An 18,886-nucleotide genomic window follows, 5' to 3' on the forward strand; every position below is an offset into this window, starting at 1 on the left:
ACCCCAAAAGATATTTTTAGGCTAATCTAAAAATTTATTGTACATTTGGTTTTGTTAATGGCGAGCTATATCCTTTCAATGGGTTATAGCTCACGAACAAAAGCATATCATGACGTACAATCCGGCAGTAGCCTTGCTCCTTTTCCTGGCAGTTTCTGTGTTGGCCTTCTTCTTGTTCAGGCCCACCAAGGGTTGGTATTGGCTCTTGAAAGACAGAGCCAAAACAGACAAAAAAGAGCTGATCGAAGATATCTTAAAATACATGTATCACAGCCAAAATGAGGATAAGGCCGTGAGTGTGAGTGATATTGCCCGAACGTTGAAAGACGAGGACAAATACATTCTGGAGACTTTAAAGGAGATGTCTGAAGTAGACCTCATTAGCCTGGCAGGAAACGGAGTAAAACTTACCGAAGCCGGAAGCGATTATGCTCTTCGAATGGTAAGAGCCCACAGACTATGGGAGCGTTTTCTGGCAGATAAAACGGGTTATGAAGAAGCTGACTGGCACAAACTGGCCGAGAAAAAAGAACATGACCTGTCATTGGCTGATACTGAAAGGCTCGCTAAATACCTGGGAAATCCTCAGTTTGATCCGCATGGCGACCCTATTCCTTCTTCATCGGGTAAGGTAGCGAGTATTCAGGGGGATGCTCTTTCTGAACTTAACGTTGATGCCGTAGCCCGTATCATACATATCAAAGACAAACCCGATATTGTATATAAGCAGATTGTGGCGGAGAATATTCACATCGGCTCTGTCATTAGGATAGTAGAAAAGTCTGCAGATAGGATTGTTTTTCATGCGGAGGGTGAGGCTTTTGTACTCGCTCCCATTGTGGCATCCAATATCACGGTTTCGGTTTTGAAAAAAGAGGTGGTTCCTGAAGAGAATATTGCCCGGCTGAGCATGCTCCAGGATGAAGAAACAGCAGAGATCATAGGTATCTCCAGAGAAATAAGAGGTGAAAGCAGACGAAGGTTATTGGATCTTGGTTTTGTGAAAGGAGCCGAAGTTAAAGTAGATTTACCAAATCCGCTTGGTGACCCAAAGGCTTTTCTGATCAAAGGCACCAGCATTGCCATTCGACAACATCAGGCCTCCAAAATATTAATTAAAAAACAGGCGTAATATGGAAGCAACACCTACAACTGCTTGTGAAACCTGTCCGGCGTATAATCCGGACGGTTTGAAGAAATTGGGCGTTAACCTTAATGAGGCTGATTTTGTCATTGCCTTGGCGGGAAACCCCAATACAGGAAAAAGTACGGTTTTCAATGCCCTTACAGGCCTTAAACAACATACAGGCAACTGGCCAGGCAAAACCGTAACAAGAGCCGAAGGAGCTTTTGAATATAACAGTCAGAAGTATAAGATCGTCGATTTACCGGGGACTTACTCGCTACTTTCTACCTCAGAAGATGAAGAGGTGGCTCGTAATTTTATTCTTTTCGGTAAGCCATCAGTGACCATCATAGTGGCAGATGCCAGTCGTCTGGAGCGAAACCTGAATCTGGTTCTGCAAGTTCTGGAAATTACTGATTCTGCTGTGCTGTGCCTAAATCTTATGGACGAAGCCGAAAGAAACGATATCGAGGTAGATACACGTACACTGGCCAAAGACCTGGGAATACCCGTGGTAGCCACAAGTGCCAGATATCTAAGAGGAATTCCTGAACTAATTCAGACGGTAAGCGACTTAGCTAATGGCCGAATTCATTGTAAGCCTCATAAGATCAAAAACATACCTCCGAACATAGAAAAAGCGGTAACCAAACTTAGCACAGAAATAGAAAAAGTATATCCTGAAATACCTAACAGCCGCTGGCTGGCCATAAGGCTACTGGAGGGCGACCAACATGTCAAGGAAATGCTTAAAAATGGAGATTTTATCAAATGAGTCAGCAAATAGATCAACTTTTCGAGCTTTCGGATGATCTGCGTTGGCAGATCGGAGACGAGTTTCATGATAACCTCGCTGAAGGTATTTATGCAGATGCGGCCGAGATCGTGCGTGACTCGGTGCATCATAAAAAAGATCCGAATCGCCTGCGTTTTGATGCTAAATTAGACCGGGTTCTCACCAGCAAAACCTGGGGTTTTCCCCTCATGTTTCTCATTTTGGCCGTGGTGTTGTGGCTGACCATTATCGGTGCCAATTACCCCTCCTCTCTTTTAGGCACTTTACTGGTAGATACAATCCAACCCTTCCTGAAGGGTTTAGGAGCAGACATTGGATTACCTTCATGGCTCAATGGTTTCCTTTTTGATGGTGTATATCTGGCTGTAGCCTGGGTTATAGCAGTAATGCTGCCTCCGATGGCCATTTTCTTCCCGCTTTTTACCTTGTTAGAAGATTTTGGTTACCTGCCCAGAGTAGCCTTTAATCTCGATAATTTGTTCAAAAGAGCTGGTGCCCATGGCAAACAAGCACTCACCATGAGCATGGGTTTTGGCTGTAATGCCGCCGGAGTAGTGGCTACCAGAATTATAGATAGTCCTCGTGAGCGACTGATCGCCATTATTACCAATAACTTCTCACTGTGTAATGGTCGCTGGCCTACTCAAATTTTAATTGCCAGCATTTTTCTGGGGGCTGTGGTACCTCAGGCTTTTTCGGGCATTGTCTCGCTGTTTGCCGTGATTGGTATTGCTGTCTTGGGTATGGGCTTTATGTTTTTCACTTCGTGGGCTTTATCTAAAACGGTGCTCAAGGGAGAAGTCTCAACTTTTAGCTTAGAACTCCCGCCCTACCGACCGCCACGTTTCTGGAAAACCATTTATACGTCTTTAATAGACCGTACATTGATTGTTCTTTGGCGAGCCATTGTTTTTGCAGCCCCAGCCGGTGCTGTAATATGGCTTATTTCCAATATCACTATTGGCGACATATCCCTGGCCACTTGGTCTATCAATTTTATGGATCCTTTCGGCTATTTACTAGGTCTGAATGGGGTCATTCTCCTTGCTTACATTGTAGCTATTCCTGCTAATGAGATAGTGATTCCTACCATTTTAATGCTGACCGTTTTGGTGACCGGCATCGCTGGTGGTGAAGGTGCAGGTGTGATGTTTGAATTAGACTCTGCCACGGCGACAAGAGATATCTTAAAAGCCGGAGGATGGACCGTACTCACAGCCGTTAACCTTATGTTATTCAGCTTATTGCATAACCCTTGCAGTACCACCATTTATACCATCTATAAAGAAACCAAATCATGGAAATGGACCGCAGTCGCCTCTATCCTACCAGTTATTATGGGTTTTGTCGTGACGTTTTTGGTGGCTCAGGTTTGGAGGTTGCTTTCTTAGTTTGGTGGCTGATGTAAGGATTAGAAGTGTTTATTTTCTTTCCAATGGTGTAATCTTTGAAGAGCCATTTTTATATATTTCAATGCGTCTTTTCTCTTATTTAACATTAAGGAGTGTTTTTCCATTTCGCTTTATCCTTTTCAACTTATCGGCTTTCTCCATGTATCCTACTGTTGCTGCAATGAAACGTCCATCTTCTTCTTCAAGTTTCTTTTTTAATTCATGCTGAAAACAATTAGGATTCGCTTTGACGTATTGGTATATCCTAGCGGCAATATGTCTTCTCTTGAATGCTTTGTCTACTTCGTCTTTGTATGGCTGTAACTCTTTAAAGTAATTAACAATGTCTTGAATATTCTTAAGTTGTCCTGTATTACCGTTGATGGCATAATAGATAAGAGCCTTTTCAAGAGCAGGGATTGTCTTGATTTTAAAGCTGCCATATTCTTTTTTGTTGTATTTGATAATTGATTCAAGTAAACCTAAGCTTCCTTGTGAATGCATTAAAACTTCATCAACTTTCCCTTCTTTATCGGCTACTAATATTTTTTCCAATAGTTCATGATACAAGTCATTAAGTTTTCTCAAAGGCTGCTCATTATAAGCTTGTCGGTATCGACAGACTATCTCAGGAACTTCACTTGTATTATTCCCTACAGTCGCTTGTAATTTTGAAGAATTTGTATTTATAGATTTCGACTGTTTAGTTTTTTGAGTATTTACTTTCTGGTTTGCCAAACCGCCACCGAATAGTTTTTTAAAGAAACTCATGTTATCGTGTTTTAAGGGCTCTTTCTTTATATAGGCTCCTCCTATATTGAGGTGAATTTTTGCCTTTGGCCCATATTTATTTAAAAATAGATAATAACTAAAATCAGAGATTTGAATTCTCCACTCCGAAGATGAAAGCTTGGGAGAGACGACCTTTTTGGTCTCATTCCTCTAAATAAATAGGACATAAATAAATCTCATCATTACTCAAATCAGAATCGACCCGTTTCCATCCCTTCTCTTCTACGAAAAGATCTTTAAAATCTTATAAATCCTTATTTGTTACACTATAAATCCCTGGAACGCTCCAGAATTTTACCTTATTCTCCTTTATTAAGACGAAACTTAAATTGTCATTGACATCTTTTAACCCTAACCCTCGCTTTTCACTTTGACTATTGATATAGTCACTTACCTTTTTCAGTTTTACACGAAGCTCTTTATCTAACGAATAAAATGAAAACTTCTCGGTGCTAATAGAATTATTGGCATAGCTATATTCCCATTTTTTTATACCATCATTTGCGACCACAAGTGTTACACATTGACCACTATCTTTTCTATACAAAACCTTAAAATTGTCAAATTTTAAGTCGGTACAGCTTAACATCAATACCGCCAATAAAACAATTAGAGTTTTGAAATACCCGTAAGGATTTATGTTAAATCTCATTTTTCTTGCTTTTATGAAGCTTCTCCTTAATTGAATTAAATAACCGGCCCCTAGTTAAAATTATTTAAAAATAGACGAGTAATTATTTATACAAGAGGTTTGAATTCACAACACTAAAGCTGAAAGCTTCTAAGAGCCGGAAAAACCATGGAATAAACGTGATCCTGAAGGATCCGAAAAACCCACAAAAAAACGTTGGGCGACTCTTTATAAACGAAAAATGTGCAAGCTCATCCGCTGGTACGCTACTCAGTTAGAAAATTGAAACCCCATAACGGGCTCACTACAGGTAACTGGCATCGCTTCCAATTCCATTACGGGTCCAACAACGGCCGATCGTCGCGGCCGGCGTTCCGGAGCTAATCGCCACGGCTATTCAGCCTTTAATGTTGTGCATAGATTTTTATATTCCACCACTTTCAGTTCTTTCGTAATTCAGACTTCCATTTTTAAATTCGAATACGACTCGGTTCCAATTGCTCAAACTTAAAAACAAGTGATTTTTTCTTTTTAATTCCGCAAAATATGGTACCAGCGTTATGTTAAATTGTCCCTCTTTTATGGTTAGAGGAAAAATTTTCACATATCTTAACTCACCTTTATTCTCTCTAAATATTTTCTTTCTATTTCCTAATCCGATTTTTTGAATTCGATATCCGCTTATCGAATCAGGTATTTTAGATAAGTAATCTTGGTACTCAATAAAAATTGTTTTCGGTGGTTTTTCTTGCGAGTATTTGTTGTAAAATGATTCAACTTCGACTATGTATTTTTCAATTGAGGTCAAGTACAAAGAATCCGTTTCCGACATTTTTAACAATAACGAATTCTGATTTTTATTCTGTCCGAACGAACTGACCGAAATAAAAAGAAATAAAAATATAGTTAGAAATCTGTTCATTTAAATTGTGCATTACCTTTAGATATGAAGCGTAGCCTCCCGTTAGGCGGATATGATTTCATATACCTTGTTGAGCTTTAGCTTTTTCTTTAATTCTGCTATAAGTATTGAGTGAAATCAATTTCCTCAAATAAAATCTCATTTTCTTCTTTACTTACAATCTTACTCAACTCATTTTTTACTTTTACTCCTTCTTCTAAAATCGACTGCCATTTCTTGTCCTTTAAAATGGCTTTAACATCATAATCATCATTTGTTGGAGAGTTGTACTTATCGAGTAATTTATGCCAATGTTGAATTGTGTTAAGTTCAGCTTCCGAAATCCAATCTTGCTTCAATTGATATTCATAGTAATTATCAATTCCTAAGTCGTCAAAATAACTGCACATAAATTCCACGAATAACCAATGTGGATTTGTACTTGAGTTATCAACCCAAGACTTTCGTTGAAGTTCAAATGAAGTTAATTCGTTAATACAGCTTAACCATCTGTATCTCCATAGTTTTTTCTGATTCTGATTTTCAGTCATAAACAGCTGCTCCTTTTAGAATTGTTTTGAAATTCTCCCAAGTTGGTTCATCTGCATTTATCTTTATGTTCATATTATTATAAAAACCTTGAACATCTGCTGTATAAGCTTGCATAGCTTCTAAAAAGTCTTCAAGAGTTGTATTCTCCCAATTGGATTTATTCTTCTTTAGGTCGTTTCTAAACTCTTCTAAAAACTGTATGAATTGAATTCTTGTCATTTGGTTATTCATAATGAAGCACAACAAGCGGATTAATGTAATGCCCTATTCCAGCGGTTTTGTGTAATTACATTAACCCGCAATACATAAGCAATATAGCCTATTATTCCTGATCTAATTGAGATCAAATTAATCTATTGGCTAACAACCTTTTAGGATTATCGAATATTTGCAAGGTATGGCCAAAAAAAAGGCATAATAATCACGGAGATTATCATGCCTCTTTAATTGTTGTGAGGGGTTTTCTAGTAACCCCTATTTCTATACTTATTTCAGATCTTTTACGGTATGTCCATCTTTGGTGACATTCACCTCTTTGAGCTGTCCTCTGAATTTGACTCTGAAACTGTATGAATCCCAACCTGCCGGTAATTGCGGAGCAAAACTAACCTCGCCATTTTTAATACGCATTCCACCAAAACCTTTTACCACGGCCATCCAGGTGCCGGCCATGGAGGTAATATGAAGGCCGTCTTCGGTATCGTTATTATAATCGTCTATATCCAGACGGGCGGTACGGACATACATTTCGTAGGCTTTCTCCAGTCTACCCAGCTTACAAGCCAAAATGGTATGCACACATGGTGAGAGTGAGCTCTCATGCACGGTCATTGGCTCATAGAAATCAAAGTTTCGCTCCAGCTGCTCAGTCGAGAATTGATCTTCAAGGAAATACATACCCTGAAGAACATCTGCCTGTTTGATAAAACAAGAACGCAGAATTCTATCCCAACTCCATTTCTGGTTAATCGGTCTGTGTTCTCTAATCTCATCCACTTCCATTAATTCCTTATCCAGAAAACCGTCTTGCTGTAAGAAAACACCTCTTTCTGCATCCTCAGGGAAGTATAACTCTTCTATGATGTGTTCCCATTTATCTTCTTCCAGGTCAGCATTGAACTGCAAAGCAGACTTGATTTCTGCCCACCTTTCAGGAGAGGTAGAACGCACATACTCTATGGACTCCAGCGTGTATTTCAGCGTCCACTGAGCCATGAGATTGGTATACCAGTTATTATTGACATTGTTTTCGTACTCGTTTGGCCCGGTTACACCCAGCATCACATACTTACATTTGGCCTCAGACCAGTTTACTCGCTGAGCCCAGAATCTGGAGATACCAATCAGCACGTCAAGTCCATACTCAGCCAAATAGTTTTTATCACCAGTGTAATTGATATAATCAAAAATGGCGTAAGCAATAGCACCGTTTCTGTGAATCTCTTCAAAAGTAATCTCCCACTCGTTATGGCATTCCTCACCGTTCATGGTCACCATGGGATACAATGCTGCTCCATCTTTAAAACCTAGCAATTGGGCATTTTCGATGGCTTTTTGCAGATGGTTATGACGGTACACCAAAAGATTTCTGGCTACATTTTGCTCGGCTGTGGACAAATAGAAAGGCAAGCAATACGCCTCCGTATCCCAATAGGTGACACCACCATATTTTTCACCTGTAAAACCTTTCGGGCCAATATTCAATCGAGCATCTTCACCCGTGTAAGTCTGCTGTAGATGGAAAATATTGAATCGAATACCCTGCTGAGCAGCTACATCACCTTTGATGACTATATCATTGCTTTTCCACTTCTCTTCCCATGCTTTGGTATGATCACCGAGCATTACCTCAAAACCAAGGTGATAGATCTTGTTGAGGTATTCTTTTGCGATAGCAAAATGCTCCTCTGCCGGATGATTCTCTGAGGAAAGATTGACCGCAAATTTCTGAAGAATGGTCTGCTGTCCACTCACCAGAGGCAGGTCATAGGTAAATCCAATATACTTCTCTTTCTTCACGGGCAGTGATATCGGGTGAAGCTCTTTTTTCCCTTGATAAAATTTAAGACGCATACCAGAACTCACGGTAAACTGAGGTACGGTATCCCATGGAGACTTCTTGGTTTTTACCTGCAAATAAGCCTCAGAACCCTTGGCTTCTTTGTCCATTTCTTCCCAGAATTTCTCGCCATGGTTAGAGTCTCTATTGCTTACATCACCATCCAGATAGGGCGTGAGTTTCGCATCTCCATTAAAATTTAAGGGTTTAATGGCGTAATTGATGACACCAGCTTCATCATGAGCCATGCTGCAGAAGCGTTCAGATACAAGCTCCAGCTCATTCCCATTCTCCATCTTCACATGACAGAGACGACGAAGAGTCCCGTTTTTCATGTTCAGGATTCTGGTAAAGCTAATGATCTCACACTTGGCCAGATCCAGCTCCACGCCATTGATCTGTACATCTATCCCCACCCAATTGACGGCATTGATGACCTTGGCGAAATAATTCGGGTAACCGTTTTTCCACCAACCCACACGGGTTTTGTCAGGAAACCAAACACCTGCCACGTAGTTGCCTTGCAGGGTATGTCCTGAATACTTTTCTTCGAAATTACCTCGCTGGCCCATGCGGCCATTGCCCAGACTCATCAGCGACTCGGTAATTTCATTATGTTCGGGGTGAAAACCTTCCTCGATTATGCACCACTCATCATGTTTTATATAATCTTTCATTGATCTCTCTTTTTTAAACCCGCAGGCTCAATGCCCACTGATTATCAAATGCCTAACTCTAAAATTTGGCTAATAATTCATCGAGCTTCGTATTTTCAAACGAAGCCAAAATCAAATCGGCGTTGGACAGGTTTTCCTCATCTCCTATGCCTATCGCCTTCATGCCTGCTGCATGAGCAGCCTCTATTCCTGCAAAAGCATCTTCCACTACTAAACATTCCTCGTTTTTGAGGCCCAGAGCCTCTGCACCTTTCAAAAACACTTCAGGATCTGGTTTTGACTTCTTCACAGAATTACCATCTACTATGGCGTCAAAATCCGCCGCCAAGCCTATTCTATCCAGTATCCTTGGAGCATTTTTACTAGCAGAGCCTAAGGCCATTTTTAAGCCCGATGCTTTAATCTGGGCTATCAGTTCTTTGATGCCCGGCAAAATATGCTCTTCAGTCATCTGATCTACCATTTCCACATACCATTCATTCTTTTTGGTAGCCAGCTCCAGAGTTTTTTCTTCTGAAAGACTCACTCCTCCATGCTCCAAAATGCGAGCTATAGAGTCCATACGGCTAATGCCTTTCAAAGTCTCATTAAACTCATGACTGATTTCAAAACCGAGTTCATTGGCCATTTTTCGCCATGCGGCGTAATGAAAAACTGCTGTATCTACAATGACCCCATCGAGGTCAAATAAAAATCCTTTAATCATTAATCTTTAAAATTTTAGCCTCGAAAGCCTCAAGCTGAATTGATGAAATGTTGTTTAACTCCTGATCAGTCAATAAGTCTATGGCTGTAGCCTTTTTGAAATCTATAATTTCAGAAAATCTGGAGGTCTCAAATGTTTTAGACTCAGCACTTGTATTGCTGGCCACCATCACTATTTCATCCCCGTCAATTCTGAAATAAACATACACCCCGTTATCAAAAGGTGTAAACTGTTTGAAGCTGCCCTGGAATACGGCAGATTGTGTTTTGCGTACAGCTATTAACTTCTTGAGGAAGTCAAAAGTTTGGTTTTCGGTTTGAGTTCTTTCGTTTCTATTGAATTTATTCACTTGGTCACCCGGCCATCCACCCGGAAAATCCTTTCTTACTTCAGCATCTGTAGGGTTTTTGAAGTTTTTGGTCAAAATCTCAGTACCGTAGTATAGTTCAGGAATTCCTCTCATGGTCATTAACCAGGTTAATCCTAATTTGAATTTACGATAATCTTCACCCACCACAGAGAAAAATCGATGCTCGTCATGATTATCCAGATAGGTTACTAATTTTTCTGGGTTTTGATATAAATAATCCTGAACCAGTGTCTCATAAACGCGGTTGGCCCCTTCATGCCAACCATTTTCCTCGTTTAAGGCCTTTAGAATATTGCTGTGCAATTGATAATCTACTGTAGACTCCAGATTGCAGGCAAAATCAAGCTTCAAATTATTTTGTACGAAAGCCGCCACATTTGGTACCGGACTCGCCAGCGACTCCCCAAAAAGAAAAATCTCCGGAAATTCTGCCTTCAATGCCGCATTGCAAGCGTTCATGAAGTCCATGTCATTATACATATAGGTGTCAATCCTGTAGGCATCAATACCAAAATTTTGAACCGTCCAGATGGCATGCTGAATCAGGTATTTCGCTACGTAAGGATTACGCTGATTTAGGTCAGGCAAGAAGGGCATAAACCAACCATCTGACATCACTTTCCTGTCATACTCAGAAGCATTCGGGTCAAGAACTGCCTGCTCTTTATAGGAAGTATTGGTGTACTCCGGCCATTGGTTTAACCAGGATTTCATGGGTAAATCCTGAACTATGTAATGATTGATACCAACGTGGTTATATACAGCATCCTGAATCACTTTCAGGTCATTCTCATGGGCCTTCGCTACAAATTCCTTGTAAACAGCATTCCCGCCTAACCTACGGTCAATGGCATAATGATCTGTAAAGCCATAACCATGATAAGCCGACCGCATATTTCCACCTTCATTGGTTTGAGGTTGATCATTTTCAATAACAGGGTTTAACCACAAGGCCGTAACTCCCAACTCTTTGAGATAGTCGAAATGATTCATAATTCCCTGTAAATCACCTCCGTGACGTAGCCATGGATTGCTCCTCTCAGCCTCTTGGTCTGCCATATCGGCAAATTTGTCATTTGAAAGGTCACCGTTAGAAAACCTATCCGGCATAATCAAATAGATGACATCTTTTTGAGTCAGTGTTAGTGGTGTTACCTTTTCTTTGGCCTTCAACTTATATTCGACAGTCTGCTTAACGTCGTTTTTCTTTAAATAGAATTTGAGCTCTCCAGGTTTAGTTTGCGGTCCAATGAGCAAATTGACAAACACATAATTGGGGTTTTCTACCTTTGTGATGCTTTGCAAAGTCACACCTTCATAGGTCTCCAGGTTGATTTTAGCCTCGGCGATCCCTTCACCGTGAACCATCAATTGCAAGGCAGGGTTTTCCATGCCCACCCACCAGTTGATCGGGTCTATTCTATTGATTTTCAGTTGCTGAGCAAAAGATGGCAACGATAGTCCAAGCAGGACAATCAGCATCAGTCGAATTCTAGCTGAATTCATGAGTATTAATTTTTAAAGTATCTTCTGTGCAAAGAAAAGGCAAATCAAGTCTTTGTCATAATCAGAACTTATCTTTGGACACTATTTTTTCAAAGTAGCCTTAGAAACACTCTAGCAATAGCTGAACTTACCCATATGCCTTCAAAAAGAAACGATAAACTAGTTATCTATCAGATTTTCACACGCCTGTTTGGTAATACGAATTTGACAAACAAACACTACGGGAGTATAGAGGAGAACGGCTGTGGCAAACTGAATGACATCACTACCAAAGCACTGAAAAGTATCCAGTCTTTGGGTGTTTCGCATGTGTGGTATACCGGGGTGATAGAGCATGCCACTATGACGGATTACTCCAAGTTCGGTATCAAAAGAGATAATCCATTAGTGGTAAAAGGAAGGGCCGGCTCCCCTTATGCGGTTAAAGATTACTATGACATCGATCCAGATTTGGCAGAAGATGTGCCTAATCGAATGAGAGAGTTTGAGCAATTGCTGGATAGAACGCATAAACTTGGCTTGAAAGCCATTATCGACTTTATCCCGAACCATGTGGCCAGGCAATATCAAAGTGATGCTAAACCTCAATCGGTTAAAGATTTTGGTGAGGATGATGACCTCAATACTGAGTTTTCAGCACAGAACAACTTCTATTATTTCCCTCAAAGTGAATTTAAAGTACCTGCTGAGGTCAATTCGCCAGTGCCTTTCACAGAAAGCTACAAAGAAAAGCCGGCCAAGGCCACTGGCAATGCTTATACCCCTCACCCTAGTATTCATGACTGGTTTGAGACGATCAGACTCAATTATGGTGTAGATCACCGAAATGGAAATCGCCAATTCTACCCTATCCCGGATACCTGGCACAAAATGCTTCATATTTTGCTCTATTGGACAGAAAAAGGCGTAGATGCCTTCAGGTGTGATATGGCAGAGATGGTTCCTGTGGAATTTTGGTCTTGGGTGACTAAGGAAGTCAAAAAGGAGTATCCTGAGGTGATATTCATCGCTGAAATTTATAACCCACAGGCCTATCATGAATATATTTTCAAGGGTGGTTTTGATTACCTCTATGATAAAGTAGGCCTTTATGATAGCCTTAGAAGATTAATAGAAGGCCATGGTGATGCCAATGATATCACCAGAGTATGGCAAAATGAGTCGGGCGAATTCGCCAATCATATGTTACGCTTTCTGGAGAATCATGACGAGCACAGAATAGCTGCCGACCAATTTGCTAATGACCCATTAAAAGCTCTCAATGCCTGGGCTTTGTCTGCGTTTCTTCATGGCGGTCCGCTGATGTACTATTTCGGGCAGGAACTTGGCGTTAAGCCCTTAGAAGCCGAAGGATTTTCAGGAAATGACGGTCGCACAACCATTTTCGATTATTGGGGTTTAGAAGAGATGGCTGACTGGAATAATGAAGGCAAATGGAATACTGCAAAGTTAAATTCAGAGCAGAAAAAACTTCGAAAAGCTTATCAGGAAATTACAAAATTTGCGGTCAGCAATACTGCCATTACAGATGGTAAATTCTTTGATCTACAATACGCCAATAATCATGGGCAAAGCCTGAATTATAACGACACCAAGCTGTATTCTTTCCTAAGGTATACTGCTGAGCAAAAGTTACTTTTTGTCTTCAATTTTGATCAAAATGTATCTTATGAATGTGAGCTACGTATACCAGAATTGGCAGCAAGCATGATGGGTATAGATCCTCAAAACATTACGCTTTCCAGCAAAAAATTCAAACAAACAGCCAGTTCATCAGAACCGTTTGACTTAAAAATCAAACCGAATTCATGGTTAGTCTTTGAACTTGGGTAGATATGAGTAGTTGTAATCCAACATTCTGTCAGGTTGAGCGGAGTCAAAACCCTTTACGACGAATTAGAAAAACCCCTTATCACAGCAGACGGTTCTCGACTACGCTCGAACGGACAGAGGAATGACTACATTGTCAGGTTGAGCGGAGTCGAAACCCTTGACGACGAATTTGCAAACAACCCTTATCACGGCAGACTGTTCTCGACTACGCTCGAACTAACAAGGAGAAAAGTGCAAGATGTCAGGTTGAGCGGAGTCGAAACCCTACTGTTGTCAAGAACTCAATACCGTAAAAAAATCTAAAACCTCAACTAAGTCCAGTTAAACATATTTCTGAAGTTTTAACTTGAAATATCTAACTTGACCGCCAATACTTTGACCTAAACCTAAATTGATGAATAAAAAACCAAGCCTGAGTCGGGGACAAATCTGGAATATGTCTATCGGCTTTTTAGGAATCCAAATGGGTTTTGCCCTACAAAATGGAAACGCCAGCAGAATCTTACTGAATTTCGGTGCCAATGTTGAAGAACTTTCCTGGTTTTGGATCGTGGCTCCACTCACAGGTCTAATTGTTCAGCCCATCGTAGGCCATTACTCTGATAAAACATGGACTAAACTTGGAAGAAGAAGACCGTTTTTCCTTGCAGGAGCCATTGTGGCTTCCATAGGCTTATTATTGATGCCAAATGCTGATCTGTTTATCAAATTCTTACCTGCCTTGTGGGTGGGTGCTGGCTTTTTGATGATCATGGATGCCTCCTTTAATGTTTCCATGGAACCCTTCAGGGCCTTAGTGGCAGATAAACTGAACTCCGAACAAAGGACTCAAGGTTACGCTATTCAGACAGTAATTATTGGTATTGGTGCGGTCATAGGTTCATGGTTGCCTTATGCTTTATCTAACTGGTTTGGTCTAACGGAGAACTCAGCCGGCGGAGTAGCTACTAATGTGATCTGGTCTTTTATCATCGGTGCCATCGTTTTGCTGGCTACCATCATCTGGACAGTCACGAAAACACCGGAGTATACTCCGGAAGAAATGGCGAGTTTTGATTCTGAAACAGTGGTGCAAGAAGAATCAGGCTCACTTGCTGATATCTGGAAAGACATTAAAAATATGCCTCAGACCATGCGACAGCTCGGTCTGGTACAGTTTTTCTCATGGTTTGGTCTGTTCTCCATGTGGGTGTTTTCTACTCCTGCAATTGCTCAGCACACGTACGAATTACCTCTAAATGATAGTAACTCGCCTTTATTTAATGAGGCTGCCGACTGGGTTAATGTGCTTTTTGGAGTCTATAACTTAGTTTCGGCTTTCTATGCTTTCGCTTTGCCAAAAATTGCTTCAAAAATCGGTCGTAAGAAGACACACTCGCTCTCGCTGATTGCCGGAGCATTGGGGCTTATCAGCATATACTTCATCAATTCACCTCAGCTGCTCATCATTTCTATGATCGGTGTCGGTATAGCCTGGGCGAGTATTTTGGCCATGCCTTACGCCATTTTAGGTGGAGCTATTCCTCCTAAAAAGATGGGTATTTACATGGGTATTTTTAATTTCTTCATCACTATACCACAGATTATCAATGCCTTAATTGGCGGGCCAATAGTCAAGACATTTTTTAATAATCAGGCCATCTACAGTTTGATATTAGGAGGAGTTTGTTTCCTATTGGCAGCCATTGCCACAGGCTTTGTAAATGACAAAGATGAGGTAATTACAGCCTGATTTTCAGAATATTCTACTGTATGAAGGAAGTTGTCCAAAACGCGGACAACTTTTTTTTTGCGTTTACAAAACGCTAAGAAAAAATAAGGCCATATCGGAATAATATAATTGGAATAGCATTATTAAGCGGATAAATCATTTAGATTTTACCATTTTAAATTGCACTATTCTAATTTATTATGAAATCATTAAATTTCATAAATAACTTATTTTCAAATATTTAAAACGTTTACTGAACTTATTACGTGTTTAATTTATTGTACTAGCATACAATAAAGCAGTATCTTTGTATCGTTAATGCAACTATAAATAGTGCAACACACAACTAAAGACATGTGCAGTTTTAAACTGCCGAACCGCATAGTAGCGTATATGTGGGGGAAAGATTAACCATCGTAAATTTTAATATGAGAGTAGGACGTTTAAGCGTTTTTATGATCAGTATTAGTTCTTTAATTTTTTGTTTAAATGTTAACGCAGCCTCTTTTGAGAAATACGCACCCAAGTTGCTATTTTTTGAAGGAGCAGGTTTCGGCATTCACAAGCCGATATGGGGCGAAAAAGACTTTACGAAGTCCGAAGCCCTAAGAATTCACCGTCAACATTACTGGGATCGCTACCATGGTGATTTATTCAAAAGTCAGGAGGTTGCTGAAGTTTTGATTGACCATATCATCAATGCAGGTCCGGGTAGAAACGGAGCCAATATAAAGGCTTTCGAGGCTATCATAGGAGTAAAACAAGACGGAATATTAAGCGTAAACGACGTTAAAAGAGCCAACAGCTTCTATTTTGCAGAGCAAATCGTGAATCCATATGTGAAGTATCGCGTACTCTATTATAAGACCAGAAGTCATGTGGCCGAAAACCCCGGATGGCTTACCAGAGCAAAATCATTTTTAATGAAAAATGCTTACGGAAACATCGCATTAACGGACGTTAGCTTACCCGATTCAATAGAAAGAAAATTTAGACATGTAAGGCTGTAATTTACAGCAAAACACCATTAAAAAAGCCCGTCTCTCGTAGGAGTGATGGGCTTTTTGCTTTTTAAGCCAGTAATTTTTAACCGCAAAGTTTCATTCAATCGTAAAGAAGGTTCTTTCCAAGTGTTCTAATGAAGCGTTAGCAATAAAAAAGCCGCCCATTTCTAGGCGGCTTTTTCTTTTAAGAGATAGCGAGCATTACTTTTCTCTCACACTAACAGCGATTCTTCTGTTTTGGGCTCTGCCCTCTTCAGTATCATTTGTCGCAATTGGATGCTGCTCACCGTAACCTTCAGACTCCATTCTGTCTTCAGCTACGCCAAGTCCAATCAAGGCAGACTTCACAGCAGCTGCTCTGTCAGCTGATAGGCGAAGGTTTAAAGCGTCATCACCTGTATTGTCAGTGTATCCTCCAATTTTAATTTTTACCTCAGGGAAGACTCTCATGATTTCTGCAATGTGAGCTACTTCTCCCATTGTGTTGGCATCAATCTTAGCACTTCCAGTTTCAAAGTTAAGGTCATTGAAATTGAACCAGTTGTCTTTTCCGGCTTCAGCATCTTCATCTTCTATGAATTTAATTAATGCTTCTTCAATACCACCCTTTTCAAAATCCAATACTCTACCTGCACCGAACATTGAAGTTCTATTGGTAGGAATTTCTTTGAATACGGCATGTCCTTCTTTTTCAGCCACTGGCTTGTCTACAGCAATATGCGGAGCAATTACCAATGAAACAATTGACATTAATTTGATCAGAATATTCATTGATGGTCCTGAAGTATCTTTGAAAGGATCACCCACAGTGTCACCGGTAACGGCAGCTTTGTGAGGCTCAGAACCCTTGTATTCCATTTTACCATTGATTTCTACACCAGCCTCAAAAGATTTCTTAGCGTTATCCCAGGCACCACCAGCATTATTTTGGAAAATACCCATCAAAACACCTGAAACGGTTACACCAGCCAAAAGACCTCCAAGCACTTCCGGACCGAACATAAAACCAACTAAAACAGGAACGATTATAGCAATCAAACCAGGAAGCATCATTTCTCTAATAGACGCCTGAGTTGAGATTTCAACACATTTGTCGTATTCCGGTTTAGTTTTACCTTCCATGATTCCAGGAAGCTCTTTGAATTGTCTTCTTACCTCCTCTACCATCTTCATGGCTGCTCTACCTACTGCTGCTATTGCCAATGAAGAGAAGATGAAAGGAATCATACCTCCTACAAAAAGGCCTGCAAGAACGTCTGCCTTATAAATATCAATTGAAGAAATTCCTGAAATACCTACGAAGGCCGCAAATAAGGCCAAAGCAGTTAAAGCTGCTGAAGCAATGGCGAAACCTTTACCCGTAGCAGCAGTAGTGTTACCTACAGCATCAAGGATATCTGTACGTTCACGAACTTCTTTAGGCAGCTCACTCATTTCTGCAATACCACCAGCATTATCGGCAATCGGTCCGAAAGCATCAATAGCCAATTGCATAGCAGTAGTAGCCATCATACCTGCAGCAGCAATAGCCACACCATACAATCCTGCGAAATAATAAGAAAGGTAAATACCCGCAGCTAAAACGATTACAGGTATAACTGTAGACTCCATACCTACAGAAAGTCCACCAATAATATTAGTAGCATGACCGGTAGATGACTGCTGAACAATAGTGTTCACAGGCTTTTTGCCCATGGCAGTATAATATTCAGTAATCCATGACATGATAGCACCAACTACCAAACCAATAACGATAGCGTAGAAGACATCCATGCTGGTGAATTCCACACCTCTGATTTCCATATTATATGGAAGAAGGTAGTTTACAATCGGGAAAGAAGCGATGGCCGTCATCACGATTGAACCCCAGTTACCAATATTTAGGGCAGACTGAACATCACCCTGATCATTTTTCACAGTCACAAAGAAGGTGCTAATGGCTGAGAATAAAAGTCCTACACCAGCAATGATCATTGGAAGAAGAATTGGAGCCCAACCACCAAAATTATCATCGGAAGCGATCTCACGACCCAATACCATTGTAGCCAAAATGGTAGCTACATAAGAACCGAAAAGGTCTGCACCCATACCAGCAACATCACCCACGTTATCTCCTACGTTATCAGCAATTGTAGCCGGGTTACGAGGATCATCTTCAGGAATACCCGCTTCTACCTTACCAACAAGGTCAGCTCCTACATCAGCGGCTTTGGTGTAAATACCTCCACCTACACGTGCAAAAAGTGCAATTGACTCCGCACCTAAAGAGAAACCAGCGAGTACCTCTAAGGCTTTTTCCATTCCGTGTACATCTCCTTCACCATTTACAAAAGTGAAGTAGAACCATATAAATAATAAGCTCAAGAAAAGAACAGCCAGACCAGCTACTCCTAATCCCATAACAGAACCACCTGTAAATGATACCTTTAAGGCATCTTTCAGGCTTGTTCTTGCCGCTTGTGTTGTTCTTACGTTTGCTTTAGTCGCAATATTCATCCCCACATAACCGGCGAAAGCAGAAACTACTGCTCCAATGACAAAAGCCACACCGATAAGCCAGTGAGAATTTTCTACCAAAGTACCAGACCAGGCCAAAAGGGCTGCTACTACTACTCCAAAAATACCAAGCACTCTCCATTCGGCTTTCAAAAAGGCCAATGCACCGTCGGCGATCGCATTTGCGATATCCTGCATTGTTTCATTACCGGCATCTTGCTTACTTACCCAGCTCGCTTTCACAATCATGAAAAGCAAACCGATGGCACCAAGAGCAGGAACTAAGTAAAATAGTGAATCCATACAATTAGGTTAAAAAAAGGTTTTGTGTTATT

Annotated in this window: 15 protein-coding genes; 6 read left to right on the forward strand and 9 right to left on the reverse strand. The window is 40.6% G+C overall.

The window, feature by feature from the left end; translation table 11 throughout:
- Window positions 1-109: 109 nt before the first annotated feature.
- The 3 genes from ACUXV0_RS04090 to ACUXV0_RS04100 are packed head-to-tail and all read left to right on the forward strand — an operon-like array spanning window position 110 to window position 3,313.
- Window positions 110-1,132, forward strand: coding sequence for a metal-dependent transcriptional regulator (locus tag ACUXV0_RS04090; protein ID WP_446191792.1), 1,023 nt, complete (start codon window positions 110-112; stop codon window positions 1,130-1,132).
- 1 nt (window position 1,133) lies between these two features.
- Window positions 1,134-1,901, forward strand: a complete 768-nt coding sequence (locus ACUXV0_RS04095) for a FeoB small GTPase domain-containing protein (RefSeq protein ID WP_446191793.1) — start codon at window positions 1,134-1,136, stop codon at window positions 1,899-1,901.
- Window positions 1,898-3,313 carry a nucleoside recognition domain-containing protein gene (locus tag ACUXV0_RS04100; RefSeq protein WP_446191794.1) on the forward strand — a complete coding sequence of 472 codons (1,416 nt, stop codon included), beginning with the start codon at window positions 1,898-1,900 and terminating at the stop codon, window positions 3,311-3,313. The genes ACUXV0_RS04095 and ACUXV0_RS04100 overlap by 4 nt, the downstream gene beginning before the upstream one ends.
- 96 nt (window positions 3,314-3,409) lie before the next feature.
- On the opposite strand, the gene ACUXV0_RS04105 is transcribed toward ACUXV0_RS04100, so the two are convergent.
- From ACUXV0_RS04105 to ACUXV0_RS04140, 8 genes are all read right to left on the reverse strand, one after another.
- A complete protein-coding gene (locus ACUXV0_RS04105; protein WP_446191795.1) occupies window positions 3,410-4,084 on the reverse strand; it encodes a hypothetical protein in 675 nt (224 codons plus the stop codon).
- Between the two features lie 265 nt (window positions 4,085-4,349).
- Window positions 4,350-4,757 carry a hypothetical protein gene (locus ACUXV0_RS04110; RefSeq protein WP_446191796.1) on the reverse strand — a complete coding sequence of 136 codons (408 nt, stop codon included), beginning with the start codon at window positions 4,755-4,757 and terminating at the stop codon, window positions 4,350-4,352.
- Between the two features lie 403 nt (window positions 4,758-5,160).
- Window positions 5,161-5,568, reverse strand: coding sequence for a hypothetical protein (locus tag ACUXV0_RS04115; protein ID WP_446191797.1), 408 nt, complete (start codon window positions 5,566-5,568; stop codon window positions 5,161-5,163).
- Window positions 5,569-5,756: 188 nt separating this feature from the next.
- Window positions 5,757-6,188, reverse strand: coding sequence for a hypothetical protein (locus tag ACUXV0_RS04120; RefSeq protein WP_446191798.1), 432 nt, complete (start codon window positions 6,186-6,188; stop codon window positions 5,757-5,759).
- Window positions 6,181-6,408: a DUF7660 family protein gene (locus ACUXV0_RS04125; RefSeq protein WP_446191799.1), complete on the reverse strand. Its 228-nt coding sequence runs from the start codon at window positions 6,406-6,408 to the stop codon at window positions 6,181-6,183. The genes ACUXV0_RS04120 and ACUXV0_RS04125 overlap by 8 nt, the downstream gene beginning before the upstream one ends.
- Before the next feature lie 267 nt (window positions 6,409-6,675).
- A complete protein-coding gene (locus tag ACUXV0_RS04130) occupies window positions 6,676-8,925 on the reverse strand; it encodes a glycoside hydrolase family 65 protein (RefSeq protein WP_446191800.1) in 2,250 nt (749 codons plus the stop codon).
- Between the two features lie 58 nt (window positions 8,926-8,983).
- Window positions 8,984-9,631, reverse strand: a complete 648-nt coding sequence (gene pgmB / locus ACUXV0_RS04135; RefSeq protein WP_446191801.1) for a beta-phosphoglucomutase — start codon at window positions 9,629-9,631, stop codon at window positions 8,984-8,986.
- A complete protein-coding gene (locus ACUXV0_RS04140) occupies window positions 9,624-11,507 on the reverse strand; it encodes an alpha-amylase family glycosyl hydrolase (protein WP_446191802.1) in 1,884 nt (627 codons plus the stop codon). The genes pgmB and ACUXV0_RS04140 overlap by 8 nt, the downstream gene beginning before the upstream one ends.
- A gap of 135 nt (window positions 11,508-11,642) precedes the next feature.
- Between ACUXV0_RS04140 and ACUXV0_RS04145 the strand changes: the two genes are divergently transcribed.
- The 3 genes from ACUXV0_RS04145 (at window position 11,643) to ACUXV0_RS04155 (ending at window position 16,061) form a co-directional block, all read left to right on the forward strand.
- Window positions 11,643-13,340 (forward strand): alpha-amylase family protein, encoded by a 1,698-nt coding sequence (locus ACUXV0_RS04145; RefSeq protein WP_446191803.1) that lies wholly within the window; start codon window positions 11,643-11,645, stop codon window positions 13,338-13,340.
- 394 nt (window positions 13,341-13,734) lie between these two features.
- Window positions 13,735-15,072: an MFS transporter gene (locus ACUXV0_RS04150; RefSeq protein ID WP_446191804.1), complete on the forward strand. Its 1,338-nt coding sequence runs from the start codon at window positions 13,735-13,737 to the stop codon at window positions 15,070-15,072.
- A gap of 407 nt (window positions 15,073-15,479) precedes the next feature.
- Window positions 15,480-16,061 carry a glycosyl hydrolase 108 family protein gene (locus ACUXV0_RS04155; RefSeq protein ID WP_446191805.1) on the forward strand — a complete coding sequence of 194 codons (582 nt, stop codon included), beginning with the start codon at window positions 15,480-15,482 and terminating at the stop codon, window positions 16,059-16,061.
- A 195-nt stretch (window positions 16,062-16,256) separates the two neighbouring features.
- Here ACUXV0_RS04155 and ACUXV0_RS04160 read toward each other — a convergent pair whose 3' ends face one another.
- Window positions 16,257-18,854 (reverse strand): sodium-translocating pyrophosphatase, encoded by a 2,598-nt coding sequence (locus tag ACUXV0_RS04160; protein WP_446191806.1) that lies wholly within the window; start codon window positions 18,852-18,854, stop codon window positions 16,257-16,259.
- Window positions 18,855-18,886: the final 32 nt, after the last annotated feature.

The sequence above is a fragment of the Jiulongibacter sp. NS-SX5 genome, from assembly GCF_052828545.1.